Here is a 22,791-nt window from a genome sequence, read left to right on the forward strand (position 1 = left end):
GACCGGGATGGACGTACCGCTGGTGTACCAGTTGTTCCGCCAGGAGCATCGCTGGGTAGCCAAGTACGGACGGGATAAGCGCTGAAAGCATCTAAGCGTGAAGCCCCCCTCAAGATGAGATTTCCCAGTTAGTAAGACCCCTGGAAGACGACCAGGTTGATAGGTCCGAGGTGGAAGTGCGGCAACGCATGCAGCTGACGGATACTAATCGGTCGAGGGCTTATCCACACAACACACACAGGTAAGAATGTTCCAAGCGAGTTGCTTCGCATCCGGTTTTCAGGGAATAAATATCTCTGACTGTTTGGTGATAATGGCGGAGGGGAACCACGCGTTCCCATCTCGAACACGACCGTTAAGCCCTCCAGCGCCAATGGTACTTGGACCGCAGGGTCCTGGGAGAGTAGGACGTCGCCAAGCACAATCAAGTCTGCACACACCGTGCAGGCTTTTTTGTTGTTTCAGGGTCCTGGCCAAGCTGGTAAATGCAGAGTGGGGATGGAAATGAAAAAGCTGTGAAGACTAAGCGAGACAGCAATTTCGGTCGATTTTTGTGTATTCTTTTTCCAAAGTGATAGACCCTTTTTATAATCCACATAAATGCTGCCTTGACACCAAAATTGGGCTTTTGTTAAACTTGCAATAATATAAAAAGGGTTAAGAAAAAAGGGAGGCTTCCATACGTGTGGGAATCCAAGTTTGACAAGGAAGGTTTAACGTTTGACGATGTGCTGCTCGTTCCCCGTCGCTCCGAGGTTTTTGGACCGAAACAGGTCGATGTATCCACGACGCTTGGCAAGTCGCTGAAGCTGAATATTCCGCTTCTCAGCTCCGCCATGGACACCGTTACGGAAGCAGCTTTGGCAATTGCAATTGCTCGCGAGGGCGGAATCGGCATTATTCATAAGAACATGTCGGTGGCACAGCAAGCTGAAGAAGTGGACCGAGTCAAACGTTCGGAAAGCGGAGTCATCACGAATCCCTTCTCGCTCACTCCCGAGCACAAGGTCTATCATGCCGAAGAATTGATGGGCAAATACCGGATCTCCGGCGTGCCGATCGTGGATGGCTCCAAGCGGTTGATCGGAATCATCACCAACCGCGATCTGCGATTTATCCACGACTTCTCCATGAATATCTCGGAAGTCATGACCAAAGACAATCTAGTGACGGCTCCGGTTGGGACAACCCTGGCGGAAGCCGAAGTCATTTTGCAGCAGCACAAAATAGAAAAGCTTCCGTTGGTCGATGAGAACAACGAGCTGAAGGGCCTTATTACCATTAAGGACATCGAGAAGGCGATTCAATTCCCCAATGCTGCAAAGGATGCACAAGGTCGGCTTGTAGTCGGAGCTGCCATCGGCGTTTCGAGTGGCTGGAAGGAACGGGCGGACGCGCTGGTTGCGGCCGGAGTAGATGCCGTTGTCGTCGATTCGGCTCACGGGCATCACATCAACATTCTCAATACGGTCAAAAGCCTGCGTGAAGCCTATCCCGAGCTTCTCATTATCGCAGGCAATGTGGCGACGGGAGAAGGAACCCGCGATCTGATCGAAGCAGGAGCTTCGGTCGTCAAGGTGGGCATTGGTCCGGGGTCGATCTGTACGACGCGGATCATTGCAGGTATTGGTGTTCCGCAAATTACGGCGATTTATGACTGTGCAACCGTGGCTCGTGAATACGGGGTGCAGATTATCGCAGACGGCGGGATTAAATATTCCGGCGATATTACGAAGGCGCTTGCGGCTGGAGCGGATGCGGTAATGATCGGCAGCCTTCTCGCCGGTACCGAAGAGAGCCCGGGTGAGCAGGAGATTTTCCAAGGGCGGCGCTTTAAAGTCTATCGGGGCATGGGCTCGCTCGGCGCGATGAAGGAAGGCAGCAAGGACCGCTACTTCCAAGAGGATGAGACCAAGCTCGTACCGGAGGGAATCGAAGGGCGCGTCGCTTACAAGGGTCCGCTTAAGGATACGGTTCATCAACTGGTTGGCGGCCTGGTTCAAGGCATGGGCTATTGCGGTACGCGTACGCTGACTGAGCTCAAGCTCGATACCAAGTTTATTCGCATTACCGGAGCGGGTCTGCGGGAAAGCCATCCGCATGATGTTCAGATTACCAAAGAGGCGCCTAACTACTCGCTGTGAGCGAGGGATAAATAGTTGAATAAGACCTTCCAAATCGTTCCTACGGGCCTTGATTCAGCGAGGCGGGGAACGAGGACGTACGGTTCATTCTCCGGGAGCGAAAGCTCCCGGTTTTTTCTTTTTTTGCCCCGGGGCCTGTGCTACAATAGGGAAATGAAATCAAGTAAACCTATAGGAGTGTGAATGGTGAAACGCTTGTCAGGATTGAAGAAAGGTCTCTCTTTGGTGCTCGCTGTGTCCCTGGCGGTAACATTCGTCCCGCCGTCCTCCTCAAAGGCTTGGGCTGCACCCGAGTTGAAGCTTAATGTGAAATCCGCGATTCTCATCGACGCGGCGAGTGGACAGGTTCTCTATGAGAATAACGCTGATGTTGCTCTGCCTCCTGCCAGTATGGCTAAGATGATGACTGAATATATCCTTATGGAACAAATCGATAGCGGCAAGTTGGATTGGGATACGATGGTTCATACGAGCCACTATGCGGCAAACGTCGGAGGCTCCGGCGGCATGCTCGCCGAGAACGAGCAATTGTCCGTGAAGGACATGCTCTACGCCCTTTCTATTTATTCTTCCAATGACGCCGCCGTTGCTCTCGCAGAACATATGGCTGGCAACGAGCAATCGTTCGTGGCGATGATGAACAGCAAGGCGAAGGAAATCGGCTTGTCGGACAAAACTCATTTTACGAGTGCGACGGGGCTGACCCGGGATGACATCGAGGATCCGGCTTTGAAGGATAATCCTCTCGAAGGCGACACCCTGATGACGGCCCGGGATGCGGCAACGCTTGGCCTGCGCCTCATCAAGGATCATCCGGACATTCTGGAATTCACGAAGATTCCGCGCAAGAAGCTGCGCGAGTCTGATCAATATCCGATGGAGAACTGGAACTGGATGCTGGAGGGAAAGGTGAACTCCGAATTCCAAAAGCAGTTCGCCTATCAAGGAATGGATGGACTGAAGACGGGCAGCACCGATGCGGCGGGTTACTGCTTCACCGGAACGGCGCTGCGGAACGGCGTGCGGCTGGTTAGCGTCGTCATGAACGCCCAATCGACGAAGAAGAATCCGAACAAGCAGGAACGGGAAGCGGCGCGCTTCATCGAGACACGCAAGCTGCTCGATTACGGCTTCAATAACTTTGAAACGAAGACGGTCGTCACGAAGGACACCGCGGTAGATGCTTTGCCGACGGTCGCGGTCAAGAAGGGACTCAAGAAAACCGTTCCGGTGGTGACCGAGGGCGATGTCTCCATGGTTCTCATGAAGGGCGCCAAGGACACCGAAATCAAGAAGGTAAGCGTCGATACAACGAATGGCAAGCTCACCGCCCCGGTCAAGAAGGGCCAGGAAGTGGGAACCATGACGGTTACTTACGGCAAAGTCACCAAGACGGTCAAACTGGTTGCCGCTGAGGATGTCAAGAAGGCGGGAGCGTTCCGCTTGTTCTTCCGCAGCGTGGGAAGCTTCTTCTCCCGTCTTGGAGATACCATCAAGGGTTGGTTTTAAGCGAGTCAAACCATAAAGGAGCCGTACATTGCTGTAATTGGAGGGGGCGCACAATGGCAAACGAAACGGGAAAGGGAACAACGACCGTCAAACGCGGAATGGCCGAAATGCAAAAGGGCGGCGTCATCATGGACGTCATGAACGCGGAGCAAGCCAAGATTGCCGAGGAGGCGGGAGCTTCCGCCGTCATGGCGCTTGAGCGCGTGCCTGCCGACATTCGCGCCGCAGGTGGAGTGGCCCGTATGGCGGATCCGACGATTGTCGAGCAAGTCATGAAGGTGGTTTCCATCCCCGTTATGGCGAAAGCCCGCATCGGTCATTTTGTCGAAGCTAAGGTGCTGGAAGCGCTCGGCGTCGATTATATCGACGAAAGCGAAGTGCTCACTCCGGCGGATGATTTGTTCCACATCAACAAGCGGGATTTCACGGTACCATTCGTTTGCGGAGCCCGCGACCTTGGGGAAGCGCTGCGCCGGATCGGCGAAGGCGCCTCGATGATCCGGACGAAGGGCGAACCGGGAACGGGCAATATCGTCGAAGCGGTTCGCCATATGCGGATGATGGTTTCCCAGATGCGCAAGGTGCAGGCGATGTCCAAGGACGAGTTGATGGCGGAAGCCAAAAACCTCGGGGCGCCTTATGAGCTGCTTCTGCAAGTCCATGAGACAGGCAAGCTCCCGGTCGTCAACTTCGCAGCCGGCGGTGTGGCGACTCCCGCAGATGCAGCCCTCATGATGCATCTCGGCGCGGACGGGGTCTTCGTCGGTTCCGGTATCTTCAAATCGGACAGCCCGGAGAAGTTTGCCAAGGCTATTGTGGAAGCGACGACGCATTACACGGATTTCGGCTTGATTGCCGAGCTCTCGAAAAACCTCGGTACCCCGATGAAGGGGATCGAGATCTCGAAGCTGAATGCGTCCGAGCGGATGCAGGAGCGCGGCTGGTAAACGGAAGCCGCACATAGCGGTGATCCAGACCCATCCGTTTGTGGAACGAGCTGGATTGGCATAGCTAACGGATCGCCAGGCGGGCTCCCGTTTTATGAGGGAGTCTTTTCGGGAAGAATCAGGATAGATCCGGATGATACAGGGTAGAGGAGAGACCCGTATGAAGATCGGAGTATTGGCGCTGCAAGGCGCTGTGGCAGAGCATATGGTCATGATGACGCGAGCGGGAGCAGAAGCCGTTCCGGTGAAACGGACGGATGAGCTGGCCGAGCTGGACGGGCTGATCATTCCCGGCGGGGAGAGCACGACCATCGGCAAGCTGATCCGTACCTACGGCTTTACCGAGCCGCTGCGGGAATTTTCCATGGAGCGAAGGCCGATCTTTGGCACCTGCGCGGGGCTTATTATCTTGGCCAAGCAGATTACCGGCCAAGCCGACACGCATCTGAATTTAATGGACATTCGAGTCGCCCGAAATGCCTTCGGCCGCCAGCGGGAGAGCTTTGAGACCGATCTGCCGGTAAAGGGCATCGAGGAGCCGATCCGTGCCGTTTTCATCCGCGCGCCTTTGATCGAGGAAGTGGGCGAAGGAGTGGAAGTGCTCGCCAAGCACCGGGACGACATTGTCGCGGCGCGACAGGAGCATCTGCTCGCAGCCAGCTTTCACCCCGAGCTGACGGAGGATCATCGGCTGCATGCGTATTTTGCCGATATGGTGCGCAAGTATCGGAGATGATTTGCCGATAGTAGGAGTAGAGTTGTTAAGAGTGAACAGGCTGTTTCGGCCTGATATTTGTACCCCTTTGGGAGGAATCTTACGTGTTTGACGTGAAGCTGTTGAGAAATCAGTATGAGGAAGTAAAAGCATCGCTTGAAAATCGAGGTAAGCCGCTGCCGGATTTGGCGAGATTCGCTGATCTGGACAAGAGCCGCCGGGAGAAGCTCCAGGAGACGGAGCAGCTCAAGAATCGCCGCAACACCGTATCCCAAGAAGTCGCCGCGAAGAAGCGGGCCGGGGAGGACGCGGAAGGACTCATTCTGGAAATGCGCGAGGTCTCTGACCGGATCAAGGAACTGGATGAAGAAATCCGCGTGCTGGAAACGGATCTGAATGTCATCGTCATGTCGCTGCCGAATCTGCCCCATGCTTCGACTCCGGTGGGCAAGAGCGAAGACGACAACGTGGAAATTCGCCGTCATGGGGAGCCGAAGGCATTCCCGTTCGCGCCAAAGGCTCACTGGGAGCTGGCGCAGGAGCTTGGCATTCTCGATTTTGAAGCGGCAGCTAAGGTAACCGGTTCGCGTTTCGTGTTCTACAAGGGACTTGGAGCGCGTCTGGAGCGAGCTCTGATGAACTTCATGATGGACCTGCATAGCAATGAGCATGGCTACGAGGAGATGCTTCCTCCTTATATCGTAAACCGTGACAGCCTGACCGGAACGGGCCAGCTGCCGAAGTTCGAAGAGGATGTCTTCAAGCTGGATGGCATGGATTACTTCCTGATTCCGACGGCGGAAGTGCCGGTTACGAATTACCACCGGGATGATATCTTGAGTGGGGAAGAGCTTCCGAAGAACTTCGTGGCCTTCAGCGCCTGCTTCCGTTCGGAAGCGGGATCAGCGGGACGCGATACCCGCGGCCTCATCCGCCAGCATCAATTCAACAAGGTAGAGCTCGTCAAGCTGGTGAAGCCGGAGACCTCCTACGACGAATTGGAAAAGCTGACGAACGACGCCGAACGCGTACTTCAGCTCCTCGGCCTTCCTTACCGTGTACTGAGCCTCTGTACGGGCGATATCGGCTTCTCGTCGGCCAAGACATATGATCTGGAGGTCTGGCTGCCGAACAGCAACATGTACCGGGAAATCTCCTCCTGCTCCAACTTCGAGGATTTCCAAGCGCGGCGTGCTAACATCCGCTTCCGCCGCGACTCCAAGGCGAAGCCGGAATTCGTGCACACGCTGAACGGCTCGGGGCTTGCAGTCGGGCGCTCCGTCGCGGCCATTCTGGAGAACGGACAGCAGGAGGACGGCAGCGTCGTCATTCCGGAGGCGCTCGTGCCGTATATGGGCGGAGTGCGCGTCATCACGAAGAAATAAGACGGCCTTCCATTGCTGAAAATAAACATTGAATCATCCGCTTTCCGTATGGTAAAATTGCTTGTGCTGCACCTGGCTTACAGCAGAAAGCCGACGGAAAGCACCGCCTGGAGAGGTGGTCGAGTGGTTTATGGCAGCGGTCTTGAAAACCGTCGTACCTGCGAGGGTACCGTGGGTTCGAATCCCACCCTCTCCGTTCTTTTAAAGAGGCTTAACCCCCAGTTTGACTGGGGGTTTTTATTTTATATAAACGCTATACAGCTAGTACGCTGTCAACTCAAAAACCGTGGTTATGGCCCCCCTTCTCATACCGATTGACGCCGCTTCGTATCCACACGATTAAGGTTGACAGCGTATTAGAGCGTGTCTGCAAACCCATGAAACGGTCCAATCGCAGGTGAGAGTTGTCTGAAGTTTAGCCATTTTTGGCTATAGTCAGAGAAACTGATCCTGGAGCCAAGATCTAAGGTTCTCTGTTACTCTCCAAGCCTACGAAGCAAATCCTTTTTCTTCAGCCCGTTCTTCTTCGCCTGCGGATGCCAAAACCCACGGTCCGCCGATATGCGCCAAGCAAACCGCGGGAAATTCGGACTGAATAGCATCGGATCTCCGCTGTCCCGCGTTAGGATCGCTTGAGCGAGGCGATCCATCGCTTTGCCGAGGTTTTTGAGCGGCCCCTGCCCGAGCGGGACTTTCTCCATGAAATCGAGCATTTCTCCGGCTCCTTGACCGATTCCTTGACCGAAATGAAGCCCGCAGCGAGCACACCAGTTTTTGATGATGTCCATCGCGATGTGGTTTTGCTTCCCCTCATAAAATCCGTTGTTTAGGATGACATAGACGTAGATGTCTTTCTCCTGATCCTGCTTTCGGTATTCCTCAAAAACAGTCAGCATTCGGAACAACTGAGACGGAATGGCATCAATGTAGAGGGGAAAGGAAAGAACCAGCACATCCATACGGCACAGCTCCTGAACCTGCTCCTCGGTCAACGGGGTTTTGTTGACTTTGTAGTGGGAGAGTTCATTTCCGTTCTGGATCAGCGGTTCAAGGGCTTTCAACAGCCGACCGGAATTGTTCTTCCCGAGCTTGGGACTCCCGTTTATCATGGCAATTTTCATTGGAGCACCCCCTTCAGTTCTTGCAGGCTGTTGTGGAAGTGGACATGGTTTTCCTTGGCGTAAAAGTTAATCGCATTCGCAGCGACCAGCGACTTCGCCGTCTCCCGCTCCGCCTCGGTGATGTCATCGCCATAAAAGTGCACATTAAGCTCAAAATGATTGTCGTAGCGGTTCTTGTGATGGGTTTCTCCGTTCAAGGTAGCGAAATAGGGCAGCAAATAGGGGATGCTCCTGTCCCAAACATTGCGTACAAACGGGCTGTAGCTTCCATACAGGCAGCGACTGACGATGACCAGCTCATCGCACTTGGACAGCCGTTCTCCCATTTGCTGATAGCCGTCCTTCAGCACACATACCCCCGGTGTCTTGATCCAGCACCCGAAGCAGCCGATGCAGTGACGGATTCGGCCATTGTCCGATACAACGATAGTGTCCGCGTCCACTTCTCCGTACCATGTCTCAAATTCCCGCTGCTCCAAATCATGAACGAGCATCTTCATGGTCATTCCTCCCCATTTGAGTGACAAACGTGAATACGTCCTGCCAATCCCCGGAATAGTGAATCCCTTTGCTGGTGACCAGTGAGGCAATCCCGTGTACCATTGACCAGAGGGCCAGTAGCGCCTTCGTATCGTCCTCTTCCTTCAGATTCATGCTGCGGAATACTTGATTAGCGGTAGCTTTAAATACGGCGAAAGGAGGGTACAGATCGTCGGCTTCCTGCTTACCTTCCAGATCGATGGATATCGAGGAGTGATAATAGAGAAAGGGGAAATACGCCGGGTTTTCTTCGAAAAACGCGATGTAGGCTTTGCCCAGCGAGGAAATGGCCTGAAGGCTGTCTTCCGCCCCTTGAATAGAAGCTCTTAATTTATCCGTAAAGCGCTCGGTTACATGCTCGCTCATGGCGGAAATCAGCTCTTTCACATCTTTAAAGTGGCTGTAAGGAGCGGCATGGCTGACCTCGCATCTCGCTGCTACCTTACGCAGGGAAAAGCCGCTGATCCCTTCTTCGTTGAGAAGCTCGATTCCGGCTTCGATGAGCTGATTGCGCAGGTCGCCATGGTGGTATGGTTTTTCCTTCATGTGCAAAAATCTCCCTTTTGTTATCTTGACAGTGTAAAGATACTCTTTAATCTTTACACTGTCAAGATGATTGCCAAAGAAAAGGTTCCGGCAACTGAAAAAAAGAGTATGATAGGTATAATTGGCAGGGAATCCTTCCCTTTGCCGCAAAGCTAATAAATCGCATGATGATGACAAATGACATCCAAGAACACGGTCAGCCCTAATCGAGTGGATACGGACAGCGTTCTGGAAGGAGATATACGATGAGAGGCCTCTTTCTCTCTGGAATCAAATGCAAGCCGAGCATCTGGTCGCGAACCGATGACCTGCTTTCGCATCTCAGCATCGACTATGTTGAATATCCTCATTCCGTTACACAAGAAGCAAATTCCGTTTCGGATTTGACCAAATGGGTTTTGGCCACCTATCGGAACACGCCTTATGATTTTGTAGTTGGCCATAGCATGGGAGGAATCATCGCCTTGGAGCTTGCGGCGGATTGGGGCTTTGCCTGCCGCCGGATCATTCTAGTCGATACCAACCTAAAGCCGGCCAATCCATTCTATCGGAATCTGCTTACTCCCCGACACATGGAGGAATATGGGGATGAGCTCATTCAGGTCATGCAGGCCGAGGCGCCTTATTATCGAGAAGAATTAAGGAGTTCCCTACAAGCTGACTTTGATTATTCCAGCTATGTCCGGAGGGCCTCTCAAGAGATCTATGCCATCTATGGGGACCGGGGGCAGCATGGGTATCCGGATCGGATTCGCGATCTATGCTTGGATGAGGATGTAGCGGAGCGGATTTCCTTTGCGTTCGTTGAAGATGCGTGCCATATGCCGATGATGGAGAATCCGCAAGCGTTGGCCGAAACAATATCCAATATCGTAAGCGGCACTTAAGAACATGCGAGGTGAATGCTCCCTTGGATCAGAACCGGGTGCGCCGGAACCACACCCCGGATATGCCTCGCAGCCGAGAGCGACCCGCGTTTTTGAGTTGAACGTGTACCCGATAGAATAAACTCACTCACAATTCGGTACAAGGAGGGGATTGGATATGGGGGATCATCCCTGGAAAAGCGTACCTCTGAAGGACTATGAGGCGCATATGAGTCTGCCTGGTGTACATCAGCTGCAGACGTTGAATGCCATCATGAAGGATCAATTGAATCGGTATCCGGTGGAAACGGCGGCCATCGCGGGAGTTGCCGGAGGGAACGGTCTGGAGCACGTGGTCGATTCGAAGCTCAGGACCGTCTACGGCCTGGATCTCAATCAGGAGTATCTGGATGTGTGTCGAGAGCGATTTCACCATCTTGAAAAGCGCCTCGTGATGCTTCAGGTTGATCTGTCGGATGAGAGGGAGTCGCTGCCGGAAGTCGAGCTCGTGATCGCCAATCTGTTTATCGAGTATGTGGGAGTGGGTGTTTTTGCCGAACAAGCAGGTAAAACGTCTCCTCGTTACCTGTCCTGTGTCATCCAGAAAAATCTGGATACGGAGTTCGTCTCGGAATCGCCCTATGCCGATTCTTTCTCAGGCCTTGCGTGTGTACATTGGAATATCAATGCTGAGGAATTGACCGACAGCTTGCGCCGCGTCGGGTATGAGCGGACGCTGATGGAGGACTACCCGCTGCCGAACGGCAAAAAGCTGATCCGGCTCGATTATCGGGTGGGATAAGAATGCTCCGTTTTACAAAAAGTAAGAGCGGAGGTGGCGAAGCCCATGAGCGAGGATCTTATACCCATCGTGAACGACCGTCTGATTGCCGGTTGGCGTGAGCATTTGCCGGAATGCCTGAATCCGAACGACGAGGCGGAGGTTCAATTGGACGGACACGACCCGAACCTCTTGCGGATTCATATCGTTACGGAAGGGCGCTCCGGATACACGTTTGATTTTACCGTCCGCTACTTGGATGACCGGGAAATCGAGGTCGGCTTCGTCGATGTGGACCAAGAGGGAAGAACGGCCGATGAACGGACTGACAAGATTCAGGCGTTAATCGAGGACTATGTTCGGCACCTTCATGAATGCGCCCAAATCCTGCAGCGGGTAACCCATGCTTAACGCTTGAGGGAGAATCATGGACGAGGCCGGGACCAAACCGGAGAAGATGAACATTCGAAGGGGGTGGTGACCGTGAGCAAGAAGCCGAAGGTGGATAAAAATCTACAGAATACGGTCGATGAGCTGGACCGCAATCCGGTGAACAGCAAGCACGCCGCCGAGCTCCAGCAGGATCAGGACGACCGCCGCAAGCGCTCGTCTCGGCAAAACTATAACTGACGAAGGAATCAGGAGGGAACAGCATGCCGGTTAATATTCCCCAGCCCGTGAATCCTCCCCAGGACGAGGGAGGGCACAAACCGCAGAAGGAATCCCGTTCCCACGGCGGTCAGGAGCCTCTGTCCGGTTCGAAGAAGGTCAAGAATCGCAATCACTCCCGACAAAATCACGGAGAGGGAAGTTGAAGCGGCGGCGGGCGTAACGCTCCTTCAGCTCCGCCTGTATGCTTCCAAGCTCGGAGAGCGGCACATCGTTCGTCGCCTGCGAGTCGGCGGGGAAACTGAATAGCCCCGACCAAAACCAGTCCTCTTGCAGGGCTGGTTTTTTGCCATGTCAACGGTCTGCGGGTCTGAGCACTCTCCGTCCGGTCCGTCCAGGCATGTCGTGAAAATGATGTCGAAAGAAGGGATTTGAATGAATGGGGGAGAACTAGTACCGTCTTACCCTAACAGACACAAGATGAGAAGGAGAGGGCGATTCATGTTTGGAAAACCAATCGGCCGAATTTGCTTGACGGTCCTTCTTCTAGCCAGCCTCTTGACCGGCGCATCCCTGGCAAGTCCGAGGCAAGCAGAGGCAGCGGCGGGAGTCCGCTATGAGAGCAAGACGGTTATGTATAACGGCAAGTCATTTTCACTGCAATATGCGGTCATTGATGTGAAAAATCCTTATCTACGCGTCATGTCGGTTACCGCCAAAGAGGGGATCGGCCATGACGAAAGCTTGGCTTCCATCGTCAACCGGACCGGCGCGACGGTAGCGGTCAACGGCACGTTCTTCGACGCATACACAACCAAGGATGCGGAACGCTACCCGAACGGGCTCCTGCTGAACGAAGGGGAGACGGTCTTTTCCGGCGAAAATCAATCGCTCGTCATTCCGGTCGGCAAAACGCCGGACATCCGCAAGCTGAGCTTAAAGGTCAAGATCACCCTCACGGATGCTCCCTCTAAGCGATATACGTTCAGCCCCTGGAGCGTGAACCGGTATTACGGAGCGTCCAATCAGGAGCAGTCGGTACTGTTCACCCGGGCATTTGGCGAGAAGGTTTCGTTTGTCGGGGTGAAGGCGGTCATCAAGGGCGGCAAGATCGTGACCGTCACCGAGGGAACGGCCACGATTCCAGCGGACGGGCAAGTGCTGCTCGTTGGCAAGGCGGATATGAACAAACGCAACATTCTGCCCTATGTGAAGGCGGGCAACCTCGTCGATGTTACTCATACGGTGCTCGACCTGGAATCCGGCACAACCTACGACACGGAAGACTACGAAGCCGCCGTTGGCGTCGGGCCGAAGCTGGTGACGAACGGGAAGATGGACGTCGATCCGGCTCGAGACGGCTTTCAGGACCCGAAGATCACGACCAACGCGGGCGCGCGTAGCTTCGCCGGCATCGACGCCAAGGGACAGCTCGTGCTGGGCGTCTCCTCTGCTGCCACCATGAAGGACTTGGCAGGTGCTCTCATCAAGCTGGGGCTAACCGATGCCATGAATCTGGATGGCGGGGCCAGCTCCGGGCTCTATGCCGAAGGAGCCATGAAGCGGACCCCAGGCCGCGAGATCAGCAACGCCATCGTGGTGAAGCGCTATGCGAAGCCGCAGGTACAGGTGTTCCTGAACGGCAAGATCGTAAATGAAATCTACGGCTATATGGAAAAGGACCTGACGATGGTTCCGCTACGCGGCATCTTCGAACGCCTCGGCGCAACGATGCAGTGGGATAGCACCGGGCAGGTGCTGACGGTGCAACGGGGGGAGAGTCGGCTTGTGCTGCGGTTAAACAGCCGCCAGGCGATCGTGAACGGACAAGCCGTTCAGATGGATGCCGCGCCTGTTGTCACCGCCGGACGGACCTATGTTCCTCTGCGCTTTGCTGTTACGGCTCTCGGCGGCAAGGTCGTATGGGACAACAAGCTGTATCGCGCCTCCATTACCACGCCGCAGTAAAAGACGGCGAGCCCAGTGAGCGGCGGCCCAGCACTTTCACGGAGAGGGAAGAGTATAAACCCATGAAGGTACAGACGCGAAAAAGGAAGTCACTGCAAAAAGCGGTGGCCTCCTTTTTTAGCTGCAATTGTACTTTCTTTTCCGATTAAAGCAACAAGGAAATTGATTATACTCTATACGCGCCTAGCTCACGCAACCGTATTCTTGATGACCGTTTGAAATCCATTTTCTGAGGCCTTATAGATAAGATTCCATATGGAGTCGCTTGCGGCAGCGCTAAATTCATACCATTGATCCTCGGAAGGATCATGAATCACAACGCTCGGATGATCAGTCGTCCCATCATAAGAACCCCCACCAAATGAAGAATAGATATCAAACCGTTGTAGGCTCTTCCCTTTTTCACCCAAAAAATCATATTGTGCGTTCTTATAATACGAACCAGGTTCGCTATAATTAACTCTCCATGAATAACTCACAGGAGCTTCGATTTGTTTTCCTTTGTTATCGACAAGTAGCTTATAAATGGCCTCTATGTACGCATTCCCATTGATTTGTTGTACGACGCCGCCCATCGTCATATGGTATTCTTGTTGCAATGCGCCCACTTTCGTGCCATCTATGACCAATGGGGCAGTATGGATCGTTACCGTGGAGTTGCTGTAATCCACCGTGCAGCCAAACGTCTCAGCAATAAAGCGAAGAGGAACGAATAGGCGATTCTTCTTGACATAAGGCTTTACATCCATCAGGATCGACTCACCGTTCTTCACGGCAATGCTGCTATTTGGCTTCACCGTTACTTTCATGTTGTGTTTGGTTAGGGTTACTTCCGAATCCGAATGGGCCCAGTCCACCCTAGCCCCCAGATTCTCACTGATGATCCGTATTGGCACCATGGTGCGATTGTTTTTGGTTTCGGGTTTCACATCGGAAGCGATCGCGACTCCGTCGATCTCGATTTGCTTGGTTGCTGCATAGGCAGGGGACGATACCAGGATTAGCATGATGGTAAGAATGATACTTGATAATGCCTTCTTCATTTTTTTGCTCCTTCCTAGCGAGATAGAGGCGATTACTTGCTACAACCGTTAAGGCCTGTAACCAATAGGTGTTCTGAACATCTATAATGGGACTCGAACTTGATCTTACAATTGAAAGGGTACTCCTCTCTACCGTTAAACGCGTAATGCTTGTTTTTGTTACAATTAAATTCAAATGAAAATAAATAATTCCTTTTTATCATGGTGTAACCTTACCTTTTATGAAAAAGGTTCTTATCAAACCCACCCTGAAGCGAGAACGTTGAATGAAGTGCAGGGATGAGACCGGAAGCCTGCGTCCATACAGGCGAGAGGGGGAGAGAGAGATCGAAGACGAAGCGATTGTGGCAGCGGTCCTCGAGGGGCGGACGGAATGCTTCCGCCTGCTGGTGGAGCGCTACCGCATATACCTCTATCACGTCGCGCTCTCCGTCGTCCGCAATCCGAAGGATGCGGAGGATGTGACGCAGGAGGCCTTCCTGAAAATCTACTCGGCTCTCCCTGGTTATCGCAAGCAGGGCTTCAAGACGTGGATCACCCGGATTGCCACCAACAAGGCGATCGACCACGCCCGGAAAATGCGGCGCCGCAAAGAACAGCCGGACGATGAGATCGAGTTAATGGAAGGCAATGCCGGACCGCCGCTTCCTTCACAGGAAGAGCGCATGCTTGACAAGGAGAAACGGGAGCTGCTTCACGAACGGATTCGGGAAATGCCGAAAAATTACCGAGATGTGGTGCTGGCTTATTACTTTGAAGAGAAGAGCTATCAGGAAATTGCCGCTATGCAGAATGTCGAGATGAAGACGGTGGAATCGAAGCTGTACCGGGCTCGGCAGTGGATCCGCCGGCATTGGAAGGAGGAGGATTTTCGTTGATGCATTACTCGCGTGATACCTGGAGGAGCTACCAGGAAGACTTGCTGCCGGAGCAAGAGCGGCTGCGCATGGAGGACCATCTGGAAAGCTGCGATCATTGTCTGGCGATCTATCTCGAAGCCCTTCACCCTACCCTTGTACAAATGGCTGATCAGGGCGAGTCTTCCGTCGATTTCGTGAAGATGACTTCATCCATTATGGAGTCGGTTCAGCGGCTTCAGCCGCTGGAAGCAGCGGATGCCGAGCCGGAGCTTGTCGCCTCCCGTCCCCGGACGAAGGAGAGGTGGTACGAGCGCAAGCTGTTCCATTATGCGGTGGCGGCTGCCATGACGATGGCGATCATCTCGACCGGTGTACTGGAAGAGGTAAGCCGCCATTTGAATCAGGTCGAAAGCTCCCTCTCCACGCGGCAGGAGAAGACGGTATCCGGTCAACTGATGGAGAGAACGGCCGATCTCCTCAATTCGATTCAGCCGACAGAAAATGGAGGAACCAAGCGTGTACCCTAATCCCATTTTGGCCTTCCTGTTCTCGTTCATACCGGGACTCGGCCATTACTATCTGAACCGGAAAGGTCGCGCCTTTCTGTATGCGACCGGTTTTTTCGGAGCCGTCTGTCTGGCCGTTCTGTGCGGCTTGTACGATGTGGACGATTTGGCGGTGATGCTTTCCCTGGTGGCACTCGGCATCTGGGGCATCAATCTGCTGGACGCTCTGTTATACCTCTTGTCTCCGCGGCGGAACGGGGGCAATGGGCAAGCCGGCGGTTATCCGCCACCGCCGCCGCAGGCCTATCCGCCGGGATATGGCGCGGATGCCCGCTACGCAACCGATAACCGTTATGCCTCCGGGTATGGGGATCGTCCTGTTCCTCCACACAGCCCGGAGCAAGCGCAGAATGAACGCTTTTACACGATCTTGCTATCGTTTGTTCCCGGGCTTGGCCATTTTCAGCTCGGTCTCATGCAGCGAGGCCTGACCTTCCTGGTGTCGTTCTTCGGCTTGTTCGCTCTGGTCGCCTTTGTGACGTTCACTACGCGAGTCGAAGGGTTCTTAACCTTCCTCTTGGCTCTGCCGATCATTTGGCTCTACGGGATGTTCGACGCCGTGCAGCTGGTCACGCGCAAGCAGCGCGGAGAAGTGGTGGAAGACCGTTCGCTCTTCGAGGACCTGGAGATGGGCCGCGAGGAGGGGAAGCGCAGCCGCATGGTGGCCACTCTGCTGTCCATTCTCCCGGGTGCGGGGCACATGTACCTCGGCCTGCAGATGCGGGGCATTCAGCTGATGGCCGGATTCCTGATCTCCATCTACGTGATGGATACCTTGCACATCTCGCTGTTCCTGTTCCTCATCCCGCTGATCTGGTTCTATGCGCTCTTTGACGCGTTCCAGACGATCTCCAAATACGGCCGTGAGCCGCTCAGGGATAAACCGATCATCGAAGGGCTGATGACGCATCAAAAATGGTTCGGTGCCATTCTGCTAGCTCTCGGGATCTACTATCTGTTTCAATACATCGGGCTCGATCTGGTGGACCGGCTGATCGGCGACCGCCGCTTCTCGATCTGGTTCTATCGGTATTTTCAGTCGTTCGTCGTATCGCTTCTGCTGGTCGCAGGCGGCATCAAGCTGCTGATCGGCGAGCGGAAGGGAAAGAAGTAGCTGGTGCGCCTTCAACTCGAAAGGTATGGTTCCGCACCCTTTCCATGCTCCATTGACGCGGAAACGTAACGACACAATTAGGATTGAAAGTGTACGGGAGCTCGACAGCCCAGCCGATCGACTCCGTTATGCTCCACGTGGAACATCTTGTCCCGTCAAAAAAGACACATTCCGATCTGCGCGAAGCAGACGAAATGTGTCTTTTTGTACGGGTTACGGCAGGTCGGCGGTTAACGGGAAAGAAAGGAAAGTATTCCCTCCGCGAGCGGGTCCGGTGTCTCCAGCATGCTCATGTGGCCTGCCTCTTCCAGCTCTACGCAGGTGATGGACGCGCGCCGGACGGAGAAGGTTTTCTCCACGGGTACGATCCCGTCTCTCAAGCCCGCCACAAGAAGAACAGGCAGCCCGGTCTCTGCGAGCACCGAGTTGCGGTCTGGACGGCGTTTCATGCCTTCCTGGGTGGCGGCGGCTCCGGCGGCGGAGGTGCCTCGACCGATCCGCTTGGCCTCCTCCACCGCCTCCGGCATGCTGGTGAGATGCTCCGGAGCGAAGAGTTTCGGCACAAGCCCGTCAACAAAGGCGGTGATGCCTTCCGAGCGGATGGTGGCGATGCCCTTGTCCCGACCAGCGCGGCTTTCCTCGGTATCGGGATAGGCGGTGGAGTGGATGAGGCCGAAGCCGGACAGGAGCTCGCCGTACCGTTCCGCCAAAGCAAGGGCGATGTAGCCGCCCAAGGAATGGCCGAGCACGATCGGACGGTCCAGATCGAGCGCCTGAATTAAAGCCGCGATATCGTCGGCATTCGCTTCCATCGAATAGACCGCTTCCTCCGGCGCTTCCGATTCACCGTGACCGCGAAGGTCAGGCGCGATGACGCGGCAGTGCCCGGCAAGGAGCGGAATCACCTTCTGCCAGTAAAGGGAACTTCCACAAAATCCGTGCAGCAGGAGGAGCGGCTTTCCCGCTCCGTGGTCTTCATACGCCAGTGTAATGCCGTTCGCTTCAACTCTCTTCTTGGGCATCCTCTCTCCATCCTTTCTCCTCCAGGCGGACCGGCTTGCCGGTACGGGCGGACCAATTGGCGGCGAGCGTCAGTTCGAAGGTCTTCAGGGCATCGGCGTAGTCCGACCGGATGAGGGAGCGGTCCCCGGTGCGGAGCGCGTGGATGAACGCTTCATTTTCTTTGCGGAAGGCTTGGCCGTCGTAACGCAGCTCGGTCTTTCGGCCCTCCTCCAGTACGGTCATGGAGGAGTCGCGGAGCTCGATGACGCCTTTGTCCGTATACACATCGAGTCCGGTCTTGTGATAATGCGGCAGAAGGCAGGTGTTGGAGACGGTCGCTACTGCTCCACTCGCCAGCTTGAAGGTGACGGAGCCGACATCGTAGACGGTCGTTCTCGGTACCCGCTCATGCATGACACGCTGGCTGTATGCCGCGTATACTTCCGTCACTTCGCCGCACAGATCTCGCAGGAGGTCGACGATGTGGGTCGTCTGCTCCACGAATTGACCGCCGGAGCGGTCGTAGTTGATCCACCATTCGGCGCGCGGCATGGTGCCCATCCAATAGCCGTTCACGAGGCCGATGGCCGTGTTCGCCAGCTCGGAGCGGGCTGCGGCTACCGAGTCGAGGTATCTCCAATGATAGGCGACGGAGGTGAGAAGTCCGGCGGCTTCCACCTTCGCCGCAATCCGGGCGGGCAGATCCCACGAAGCGGCGAGCGGCTTTTCCACCAAGAAGGGGATGCGGCGATCCACCAGCAGCTCCTCCAGCCCTTCATGGGCATCCGGAGGAACACAGATATAGACGGCGTCGAGAGGGCCTGCGTCCAGCATGTCCGTGACATGGGCATAAGCTTTGGCGTTCGGCCATCGCCCCGCAGCCTGTACAGCATTGTCAAAGTTTCCGCTGACGAAGCCGGTAACCTCCACATCGTTCATGCGGGAGAGCTGATCCTGATGAGCGCGGGAGATTCCGCCGGTGCCGACAAATCCAATACGAAGAGACATGGGCAAGCTCCTTTTCAAGTGGTTATGGGCTGGGAGGAGAGCATGTAGAAATCGTGAAGAAATGCCTTTGAATTCAAGTGATACATCTGGACGCGGCCGACTTGTTCGCCCAAAAGGGATGCGATATAGGTAACTCGGCTTGGATGATGCGTCCGGTTGAAATAGTCGAAAGGCTTGAGCGCAACAGGCCACCAGAAAAGTCAACATCTTGAGGGCCACAATTGGACAGAACAACCACGCCTTTTCAGGAAGACTCCACCAAAATTATAGCATGAATGAAATCCCAAATCATTTTATGGACTGCGCTTACGTCGTCCGCCTCCGCGATAAAGGTCTCGCCGTTCTGAGTGACTTTCCATATATCCGATCACGTGGTCGCCGCGCCGGGCCATGAAGTAGCGGGACTTCAAGGTGGCAGGTAAGGGGTCGAGATCGGTTAGCTGCAGGGATGGGCGAGCCTGGAATCCGGGAATGACGTTTCACCCATTGGGTGGTATACTGGTCAAAAATTGGTCAAAACAAAAGGCAGGGAGTGCTGGTAGTGAACGTGAACGGTGAAAAACGGTGCTGGCGTGCGGACAAGCTGGGGCATCTCGGTTCGTCGATCTTCGCGGAGGTGGGAGGTTGGAAGGCGGAGGCACGGAGGAACGGACGGGATGTCATCGATCTGAGCATCGGGAGCCCGGATCTCGGCCCGTCCGAAGAGATCCGCCGGGCGCTTGCGGAGAGCGCGCTGCGAGAGGATAGCTACTCATACCCCGGTACTTCGGGAAGTTTGGCGTTCCGGGAAGCTGCCGCCGACTGGATGCAGCACCGGTTCGGCGTCCGTCTCGATCCGCGGGAAGAGATCGTCTCGCTCATGGGCTCGCAGGATGGGCTCTCGCATCTCGCGCAGGCGGTATGCAATCCCGGCGATCTAGCCATCGTTCCGAATCCAGGCTATCCGATCTATACCGGCGCGTTGGCTTTGGCCGGGGTGAGGCGCTGGCTCCTGCCGCTTCGCGAGGAGAACGGCTTCCTGCCGAACCTCGCTTCCATCCCGGAGGAGGTGTGGCGGGAGGCAAAGTTCATCCTGCTGAACATCCCCGGCAATCCAGCTTCCGCCCGCGCGGATCTGGCCTTCTTCGAGCAACTGATCGCTTATGCGCGTCGATACGGGGTACTGGTCGTCCACGATCTGGCCTATTCGGAGATGGGCTTCGACGGCTATCGCCCGATCAGCATCTTCCAGGCGGAGGGCGCTCTCGAGTATGCGGTGGAGTTCCATTCCTTCTCCAAGAGCTTCAACATGGCCGGCTGCCGCATCGGCTTTCTGGCCGGGAACCGGGAGGCGGTGGGGGCTTTGCGCGAGCTGAAGGAGAACATCGACTTCGGCGTGTTTGAGCCGGTGCAGGCGGCAGCGGTAACCGCCTTGCGGCAAGCGATGGCGGCGGGGGATGGCGTAGGTGAAGGTGACGGCGCGGGAACAGGCGGAGCCGGGGAAGGAGTCGGCCGGCTGTACGAACGACGCCGCGATCTCCTAATCGAGGCGCTCGCCCGCGAGGGCTGGGCCGTGCCGAAGCCGGCTGCGACCATGTTCACGTGGACGCGGCTGCCGGAGGGCTTCCGCCACCTAAGCTCGCGCGAGTTTGCTCGCGGGCTCCTCGCCGCGACCGGCGTGGCGGTCATCCCCGGAGACGCCTTCGGCTCTGAGGGAGAAGGCTATGTGCGTATCGCGCTTGTCGGAGACGATGAGCGGCTTCTGGAGGCCGCCCGGCGGATCGGCGGTTACCTGCGGGAGAATGCGGATATGCTCGCGGGCCGATGAGCGAGTACAGGGGAAGTGCGGGAAACGCAGATAACGCGGATAACGCAGATAACGTGGAAACCAAAAACGAAGCTGTCCCGTACAGGATAAACGATCCTGCTGACCGGACAGCTTCGTTGTTTTTTGCATTAGGGGAGGGGAATGGGGTATTACCGCTCGCCACACTGTTGCGCTTTAGATGGAACGGAGAGCAGAGCTGGGACAACTCGCTTTCTGGAGCACGGCTCTACAGGTCACCCCGTTTGAAGATACGCTCTAATCAGGCTTGCGCCGATTCTGCCTGAAGCTCTTCCACTTCCCGCAGCCATAGGGCCGCCGAAGCATCGCTCGGCATGCGCCAGTCTCCGCGCGGCGACAGGCTGACCGTTCCGACCTTCGGGCCGTCCGGCAGACACGAGCGCTTGAACTGCTGGGTGAAGAATCGGGTGAAGAACACCTTCAGCCAGCCGACGAGCTGCTCGCGGGTATACCCCTTGCCGAAGGCTTCCTCGGCGAGATAGAGGATTTTGCCCGGTCCGGCTCCGGTACGCAGCATGTGATAGAGGAAGAAATCGTGCACCACATAAGGGCCGAGAATGTCCTCCGTGAGTTGGACGATCTCACCCGTGGGCGACGGAGGCAAGAGCTCGGGGCTGATGCCGGTGTCGATGATGCTTAGGAGATACTTGCGGGCCGTCTCATCCGCTTCGTGTTCGGCGTACCATTTGACGACGTATTGGATGAGCGTCTTGGGAATGCCTCCGTTGACGCCGTACATGGACATATGGTCTCCGTTGTAGGTGCACCAGCCGAGCGCGAGCTCGGAGAGGTCTCCCGTCCCGACGACAATTCCACCGTTCTTGTTGGCAAGGTCCATTAGGATCTGCGTGCGCTCCCGGGCTTGAACGTTCTCGTAGGTGAGATCGTGCACCTCCGGGTCATGCCCGATATCGGCAAAATGCTGCAGGCACGCCGCCTTGATATCGACCACCTTCAGAGTGGCGCCGAGCGCGTTGATCAAGCCGACGGCGTTGTCGTACGTCCGGCTGGTGGTCCCGAAGCCAGGCATCGTGACCGCCAGCACGTCGCTTGCTGGACGGCCGAGCCGCTGCATGGCGCGCACGGCAACCAGGAAGGCGAGTGTCGAGTCGAGCCCGCCGGAGATGCCGATGACGAGCTGCTTGACGCCGATATGACTCACTCGCTTCATGAGGCCGGAGGTCTGGATCGATAGGATCTCCTGGCAGCGTTCATCACGGCGCAGGGGGTTGCCCGGAACGAAGGGACTCGCGTCTATCGTGCGGGCGAGCTTTCGGTTCGGAGCAAGCGTCTCCGATGGATCGCTGAAGCGGATAACCCGGTAGCCGCGTCCGCCTTTGCCTGCGCGGAAGGTGCCCATGATCATGCGCGAGTATTGCAGGCGGGGGATGTCGATGTCGGCCGTGATCATGCGGGTCTCTTGCGTGAAGCGCTCCGATTCGGCCAGCATTTGTCCGTTCTCGGCGATCAGGGAGTGGCCGCCGAATACGAGGTCAGTGGACGATTCGCCGGTGTTGCAAGCTGCGTAGACGTATGCGGCGACGCAGGAGGCGGATTGGCTCGACACCAGCTGACGCCGGTAATCCGCTTTGCCGACCAGCTCGTTGCTGGCGGACGGGTTGAACAGCAGCACCGCTCCTGCTTGGGCAAGCAGGCTGCTCGGGGGAACGGGCACCCAGAGGTCCTCGCAGATTTCAATGCCGAAGGCCAGATTGTCGTCCTCTTCGGAGACGAACATCAGGTCGTTGCCGACGGGAACGGCTTGCCCGCCGATGCGCAGCTCCGACGCTTCCAGCTCCTCGGCTCCGGCAAACCAACGAGGCTCGTAGAATTCGCTGTAGCCGGGGATGCAGGTCTTGGGCACGAGGCCTAGGATGAGGCCGTTCTGCAGCACGGCGGCGCAGTTGAACAGCCTTCCCTTGATATCGACGGGCAGGCCGACGATCACGATCAGGCTCTTGCCCGCCGTTCCGGCGGCGATGGTCTGAAGCGCTTGAAGCGCGGAATTCAGCAGCTGGCGCTGCATAAAGAGATCTGCGCAGGTATAGCCCGTGATGCAGAGCTCCGGCAGGATAAGGTATTCCACCTGTTCACTTTCTGCCAGAACGATCGCTTCGAGAATTTTCGCGGCATTATAGGTACAGTCGGCCACGCGCAGCTCAGGCGAAGCGGCGGCCACTCTTGCGAAACCATGCTTGTACAACTTCATCACCTGTCCTTCTGAGGAGTGCCATTATCCAAT

22 protein-coding genes, 1 tRNA gene and 2 rRNA genes are annotated in these 22,791 nt (G+C 55.7%); 18 read left to right on the forward strand and 7 right to left on the reverse strand.

Annotation, left to right across the window (positions count from 1 at the left end; translation table 11 throughout):
• The 8 genes from BN2684_RS00515 to BN2684_RS00550 all read left to right on the forward strand — a co-directional run.
• Positions 1-228 (forward strand): 23S ribosomal RNA (locus BN2684_RS00515); the annotation flags it as partial.
• Positions 229-303: 75 nt separating this feature from the next.
• Positions 304-420 (forward strand): 5S ribosomal RNA (gene rrf / locus BN2684_RS00520).
• A 263-nt stretch (positions 421-683) separates the two neighbouring features.
• Positions 684-2,144 (forward strand): IMP dehydrogenase, encoded by a 1,461-nt coding sequence (guaB, locus tag BN2684_RS00525; protein ID WP_058300238.1) that lies wholly within the window; start codon positions 684-686, stop codon positions 2,142-2,144.
• A gap of 183 nt (positions 2,145-2,327) precedes the next feature.
• A complete protein-coding gene (locus BN2684_RS00530; protein ID WP_058300239.1) occupies positions 2,328-3,653 on the forward strand; it encodes a D-alanyl-D-alanine carboxypeptidase family protein in 1,326 nt (441 codons plus the stop codon).
• A 53-nt stretch (positions 3,654-3,706) separates the two neighbouring features.
• The gene (pdxS, locus tag BN2684_RS00535; protein WP_058300240.1) at positions 3,707-4,600 is read left to right on the forward strand and encodes a pyridoxal 5'-phosphate synthase lyase subunit PdxS; all 894 of its coding nucleotides are present in this window, start codon (positions 3,707-3,709) and stop codon (positions 4,598-4,600) included.
• A 160-nt stretch (positions 4,601-4,760) separates the two neighbouring features.
• Positions 4,761-5,336 carry a pyridoxal 5'-phosphate synthase glutaminase subunit PdxT gene (pdxT, locus tag BN2684_RS00540; RefSeq protein ID WP_058300241.1) on the forward strand — a complete coding sequence of 192 codons (576 nt, stop codon included), beginning with the start codon at positions 4,761-4,763 and terminating at the stop codon, positions 5,334-5,336.
• 83 nt (positions 5,337-5,419) lie between these two features.
• A complete protein-coding gene (gene serS / locus BN2684_RS00545; RefSeq protein WP_058300242.1) occupies positions 5,420-6,700 on the forward strand; it encodes a serine--tRNA ligase in 1,281 nt (426 codons plus the stop codon).
• A gap of 109 nt (positions 6,701-6,809) precedes the next feature.
• Positions 6,810-6,896: transfer RNA gene (locus BN2684_RS00550), tRNA-Ser, on the forward strand.
• 280 nt (positions 6,897-7,176) lie between these two features.
• Here BN2684_RS00550 and BN2684_RS00555 read toward each other — a convergent pair.
• The 3 genes from BN2684_RS00555 to BN2684_RS00565 are packed head-to-tail and all read right to left on the reverse strand — an operon-like array spanning position 7,177 to position 8,907.
• Positions 7,177-7,821 (reverse strand): flavodoxin family protein, encoded by a 645-nt coding sequence (locus BN2684_RS00555; protein ID WP_058300243.1) that lies wholly within the window; start codon positions 7,819-7,821, stop codon positions 7,177-7,179.
• Complete coding sequence (locus tag BN2684_RS00560) at positions 7,818-8,321, reverse strand: flavodoxin family protein (protein WP_058300244.1); 504 nt, start codon at positions 8,319-8,321, stop codon at positions 7,818-7,820. The genes BN2684_RS00555 and BN2684_RS00560 overlap by 4 nt, the downstream gene beginning before the upstream one ends.
• Positions 8,302-8,907: a TetR/AcrR family transcriptional regulator gene (locus tag BN2684_RS00565; protein ID WP_058300245.1), complete on the reverse strand. Its 606-nt coding sequence runs from the start codon at positions 8,905-8,907 to the stop codon at positions 8,302-8,304. The genes BN2684_RS00560 and BN2684_RS00565 overlap by 20 nt, the downstream gene beginning before the upstream one ends.
• 245 nt (positions 8,908-9,152) lie before the next feature.
• Between BN2684_RS00565 and BN2684_RS00570 the strand changes: the two genes are divergently transcribed.
• The 6 genes from BN2684_RS00570 (at position 9,153) to BN2684_RS00590 (ending at position 13,131) form a co-directional block, all read left to right on the forward strand.
• Positions 9,153-9,794 carry an alpha/beta fold hydrolase gene (locus BN2684_RS00570; RefSeq protein ID WP_058300246.1) on the forward strand — a complete coding sequence of 214 codons (642 nt, stop codon included), beginning with the start codon at positions 9,153-9,155 and terminating at the stop codon, positions 9,792-9,794.
• Between the two features lie 157 nt (positions 9,795-9,951).
• A complete protein-coding gene (locus BN2684_RS00575; RefSeq protein ID WP_058300247.1) occupies positions 9,952-10,575 on the forward strand; it encodes a class I SAM-dependent methyltransferase in 624 nt (207 codons plus the stop codon).
• A 45-nt stretch (positions 10,576-10,620) separates the two neighbouring features.
• A complete protein-coding gene (locus BN2684_RS00580; RefSeq protein ID WP_058300248.1) occupies positions 10,621-10,965 on the forward strand; it encodes a hypothetical protein in 345 nt (114 codons plus the stop codon).
• Between the two features lie 72 nt (positions 10,966-11,037).
• A complete protein-coding gene (locus BN2684_RS24650; RefSeq protein ID WP_187385732.1) occupies positions 11,038-11,184 on the forward strand; it encodes a hypothetical protein in 147 nt (48 codons plus the stop codon).
• A 23-nt stretch (positions 11,185-11,207) separates the two neighbouring features.
• Complete coding sequence (locus BN2684_RS00585) at positions 11,208-11,369, forward strand: small acid-soluble spore protein P (protein WP_058300249.1); 162 nt, start codon at positions 11,208-11,210, stop codon at positions 11,367-11,369.
• A 295-nt stretch (positions 11,370-11,664) separates the two neighbouring features.
• Positions 11,665-13,131 carry a stalk domain-containing protein gene (locus tag BN2684_RS00590; RefSeq protein ID WP_058300250.1) on the forward strand — a complete coding sequence of 489 codons (1,467 nt, stop codon included), beginning with the start codon at positions 11,665-11,667 and terminating at the stop codon, positions 13,129-13,131.
• A gap of 188 nt (positions 13,132-13,319) precedes the next feature.
• On the opposite strand, the gene BN2684_RS00595 is transcribed toward BN2684_RS00590, so the two are convergent.
• Positions 13,320-14,174: a copper amine oxidase N-terminal domain-containing protein gene (locus tag BN2684_RS00595; RefSeq protein WP_058300251.1), complete on the reverse strand. Its 855-nt coding sequence runs from the start codon at positions 14,172-14,174 to the stop codon at positions 13,320-13,322.
• 266 nt (positions 14,175-14,440) lie between these two features.
• Here BN2684_RS00595 and BN2684_RS00600 point away from each other — a divergent pair, with 266 nt between their 5' ends.
• The 3 genes from BN2684_RS00600 to BN2684_RS00610 are packed head-to-tail and all read left to right on the forward strand — an operon-like array spanning position 14,441 to position 16,714.
• Positions 14,441-15,052 (forward strand): RNA polymerase sigma factor, encoded by a 612-nt coding sequence (locus BN2684_RS00600; RefSeq protein WP_058300252.1) that lies wholly within the window; start codon positions 14,441-14,443, stop codon positions 15,050-15,052.
• The gene (locus tag BN2684_RS00605) at positions 15,052-15,561 is read left to right on the forward strand and encodes a zf-HC2 domain-containing protein (protein ID WP_058300253.1); all 510 of its coding nucleotides are present in this window, start codon (positions 15,052-15,054) and stop codon (positions 15,559-15,561) included. Before BN2684_RS00600 ends, BN2684_RS00605 begins: the two co-directional genes overlap by 1 nt.
• Entirely contained in the window at positions 15,551-16,714 is a 1,164-nt protein-coding gene (locus BN2684_RS00610; protein ID WP_234340123.1) for a hypothetical protein, read from the forward strand. The genes BN2684_RS00605 and BN2684_RS00610 overlap by 11 nt, the downstream gene beginning before the upstream one ends.
• 230 nt (positions 16,715-16,944) lie before the next feature.
• On the opposite strand, the gene BN2684_RS00615 is transcribed toward BN2684_RS00610, so the two are convergent.
• Together BN2684_RS00615 and BN2684_RS00620 are read right to left on the reverse strand one after the other, a co-directional pair.
• Complete coding sequence (locus tag BN2684_RS00615) at positions 16,945-17,736, reverse strand: alpha/beta fold hydrolase (RefSeq protein ID WP_058300255.1); 792 nt, start codon at positions 17,734-17,736, stop codon at positions 16,945-16,947.
• Positions 17,717-18,724 (reverse strand): Gfo/Idh/MocA family protein, encoded by a 1,008-nt coding sequence (locus tag BN2684_RS00620; protein ID WP_058300256.1) that lies wholly within the window; start codon positions 18,722-18,724, stop codon positions 17,717-17,719. Before BN2684_RS00620 ends, BN2684_RS00615 begins: the two co-directional genes overlap by 20 nt.
• A 532-nt stretch (positions 18,725-19,256) precedes the next feature.
• Here BN2684_RS00620 and BN2684_RS00625 point away from each other — a divergent pair.
• Complete coding sequence (locus BN2684_RS00625; protein WP_082651660.1) at positions 19,257-20,531, forward strand: aminotransferase class I/II-fold pyridoxal phosphate-dependent enzyme; 1,275 nt, start codon at positions 19,257-19,259, stop codon at positions 20,529-20,531.
• A gap of 259 nt (positions 20,532-20,790) precedes the next feature.
• Here the strand turns inward: BN2684_RS00625 and BN2684_RS00635 are convergent, their stop codons facing one another.
• The gene (locus BN2684_RS00635; RefSeq protein ID WP_058300258.1) at positions 20,791-22,758 is read right to left on the reverse strand and encodes an NAD(+) synthase; all 1,968 of its coding nucleotides are present in this window, start codon (positions 22,756-22,758) and stop codon (positions 20,791-20,793) included.
• Positions 22,759-22,791: the final 33 nt, after the last annotated feature.

Source organism: Gorillibacterium timonense, from assembly GCF_001457415.1.
Lineage (GTDB): Bacteria > Bacillota > Bacilli > Paenibacillales > NBRC-103111 > Gorillibacterium > Gorillibacterium timonense.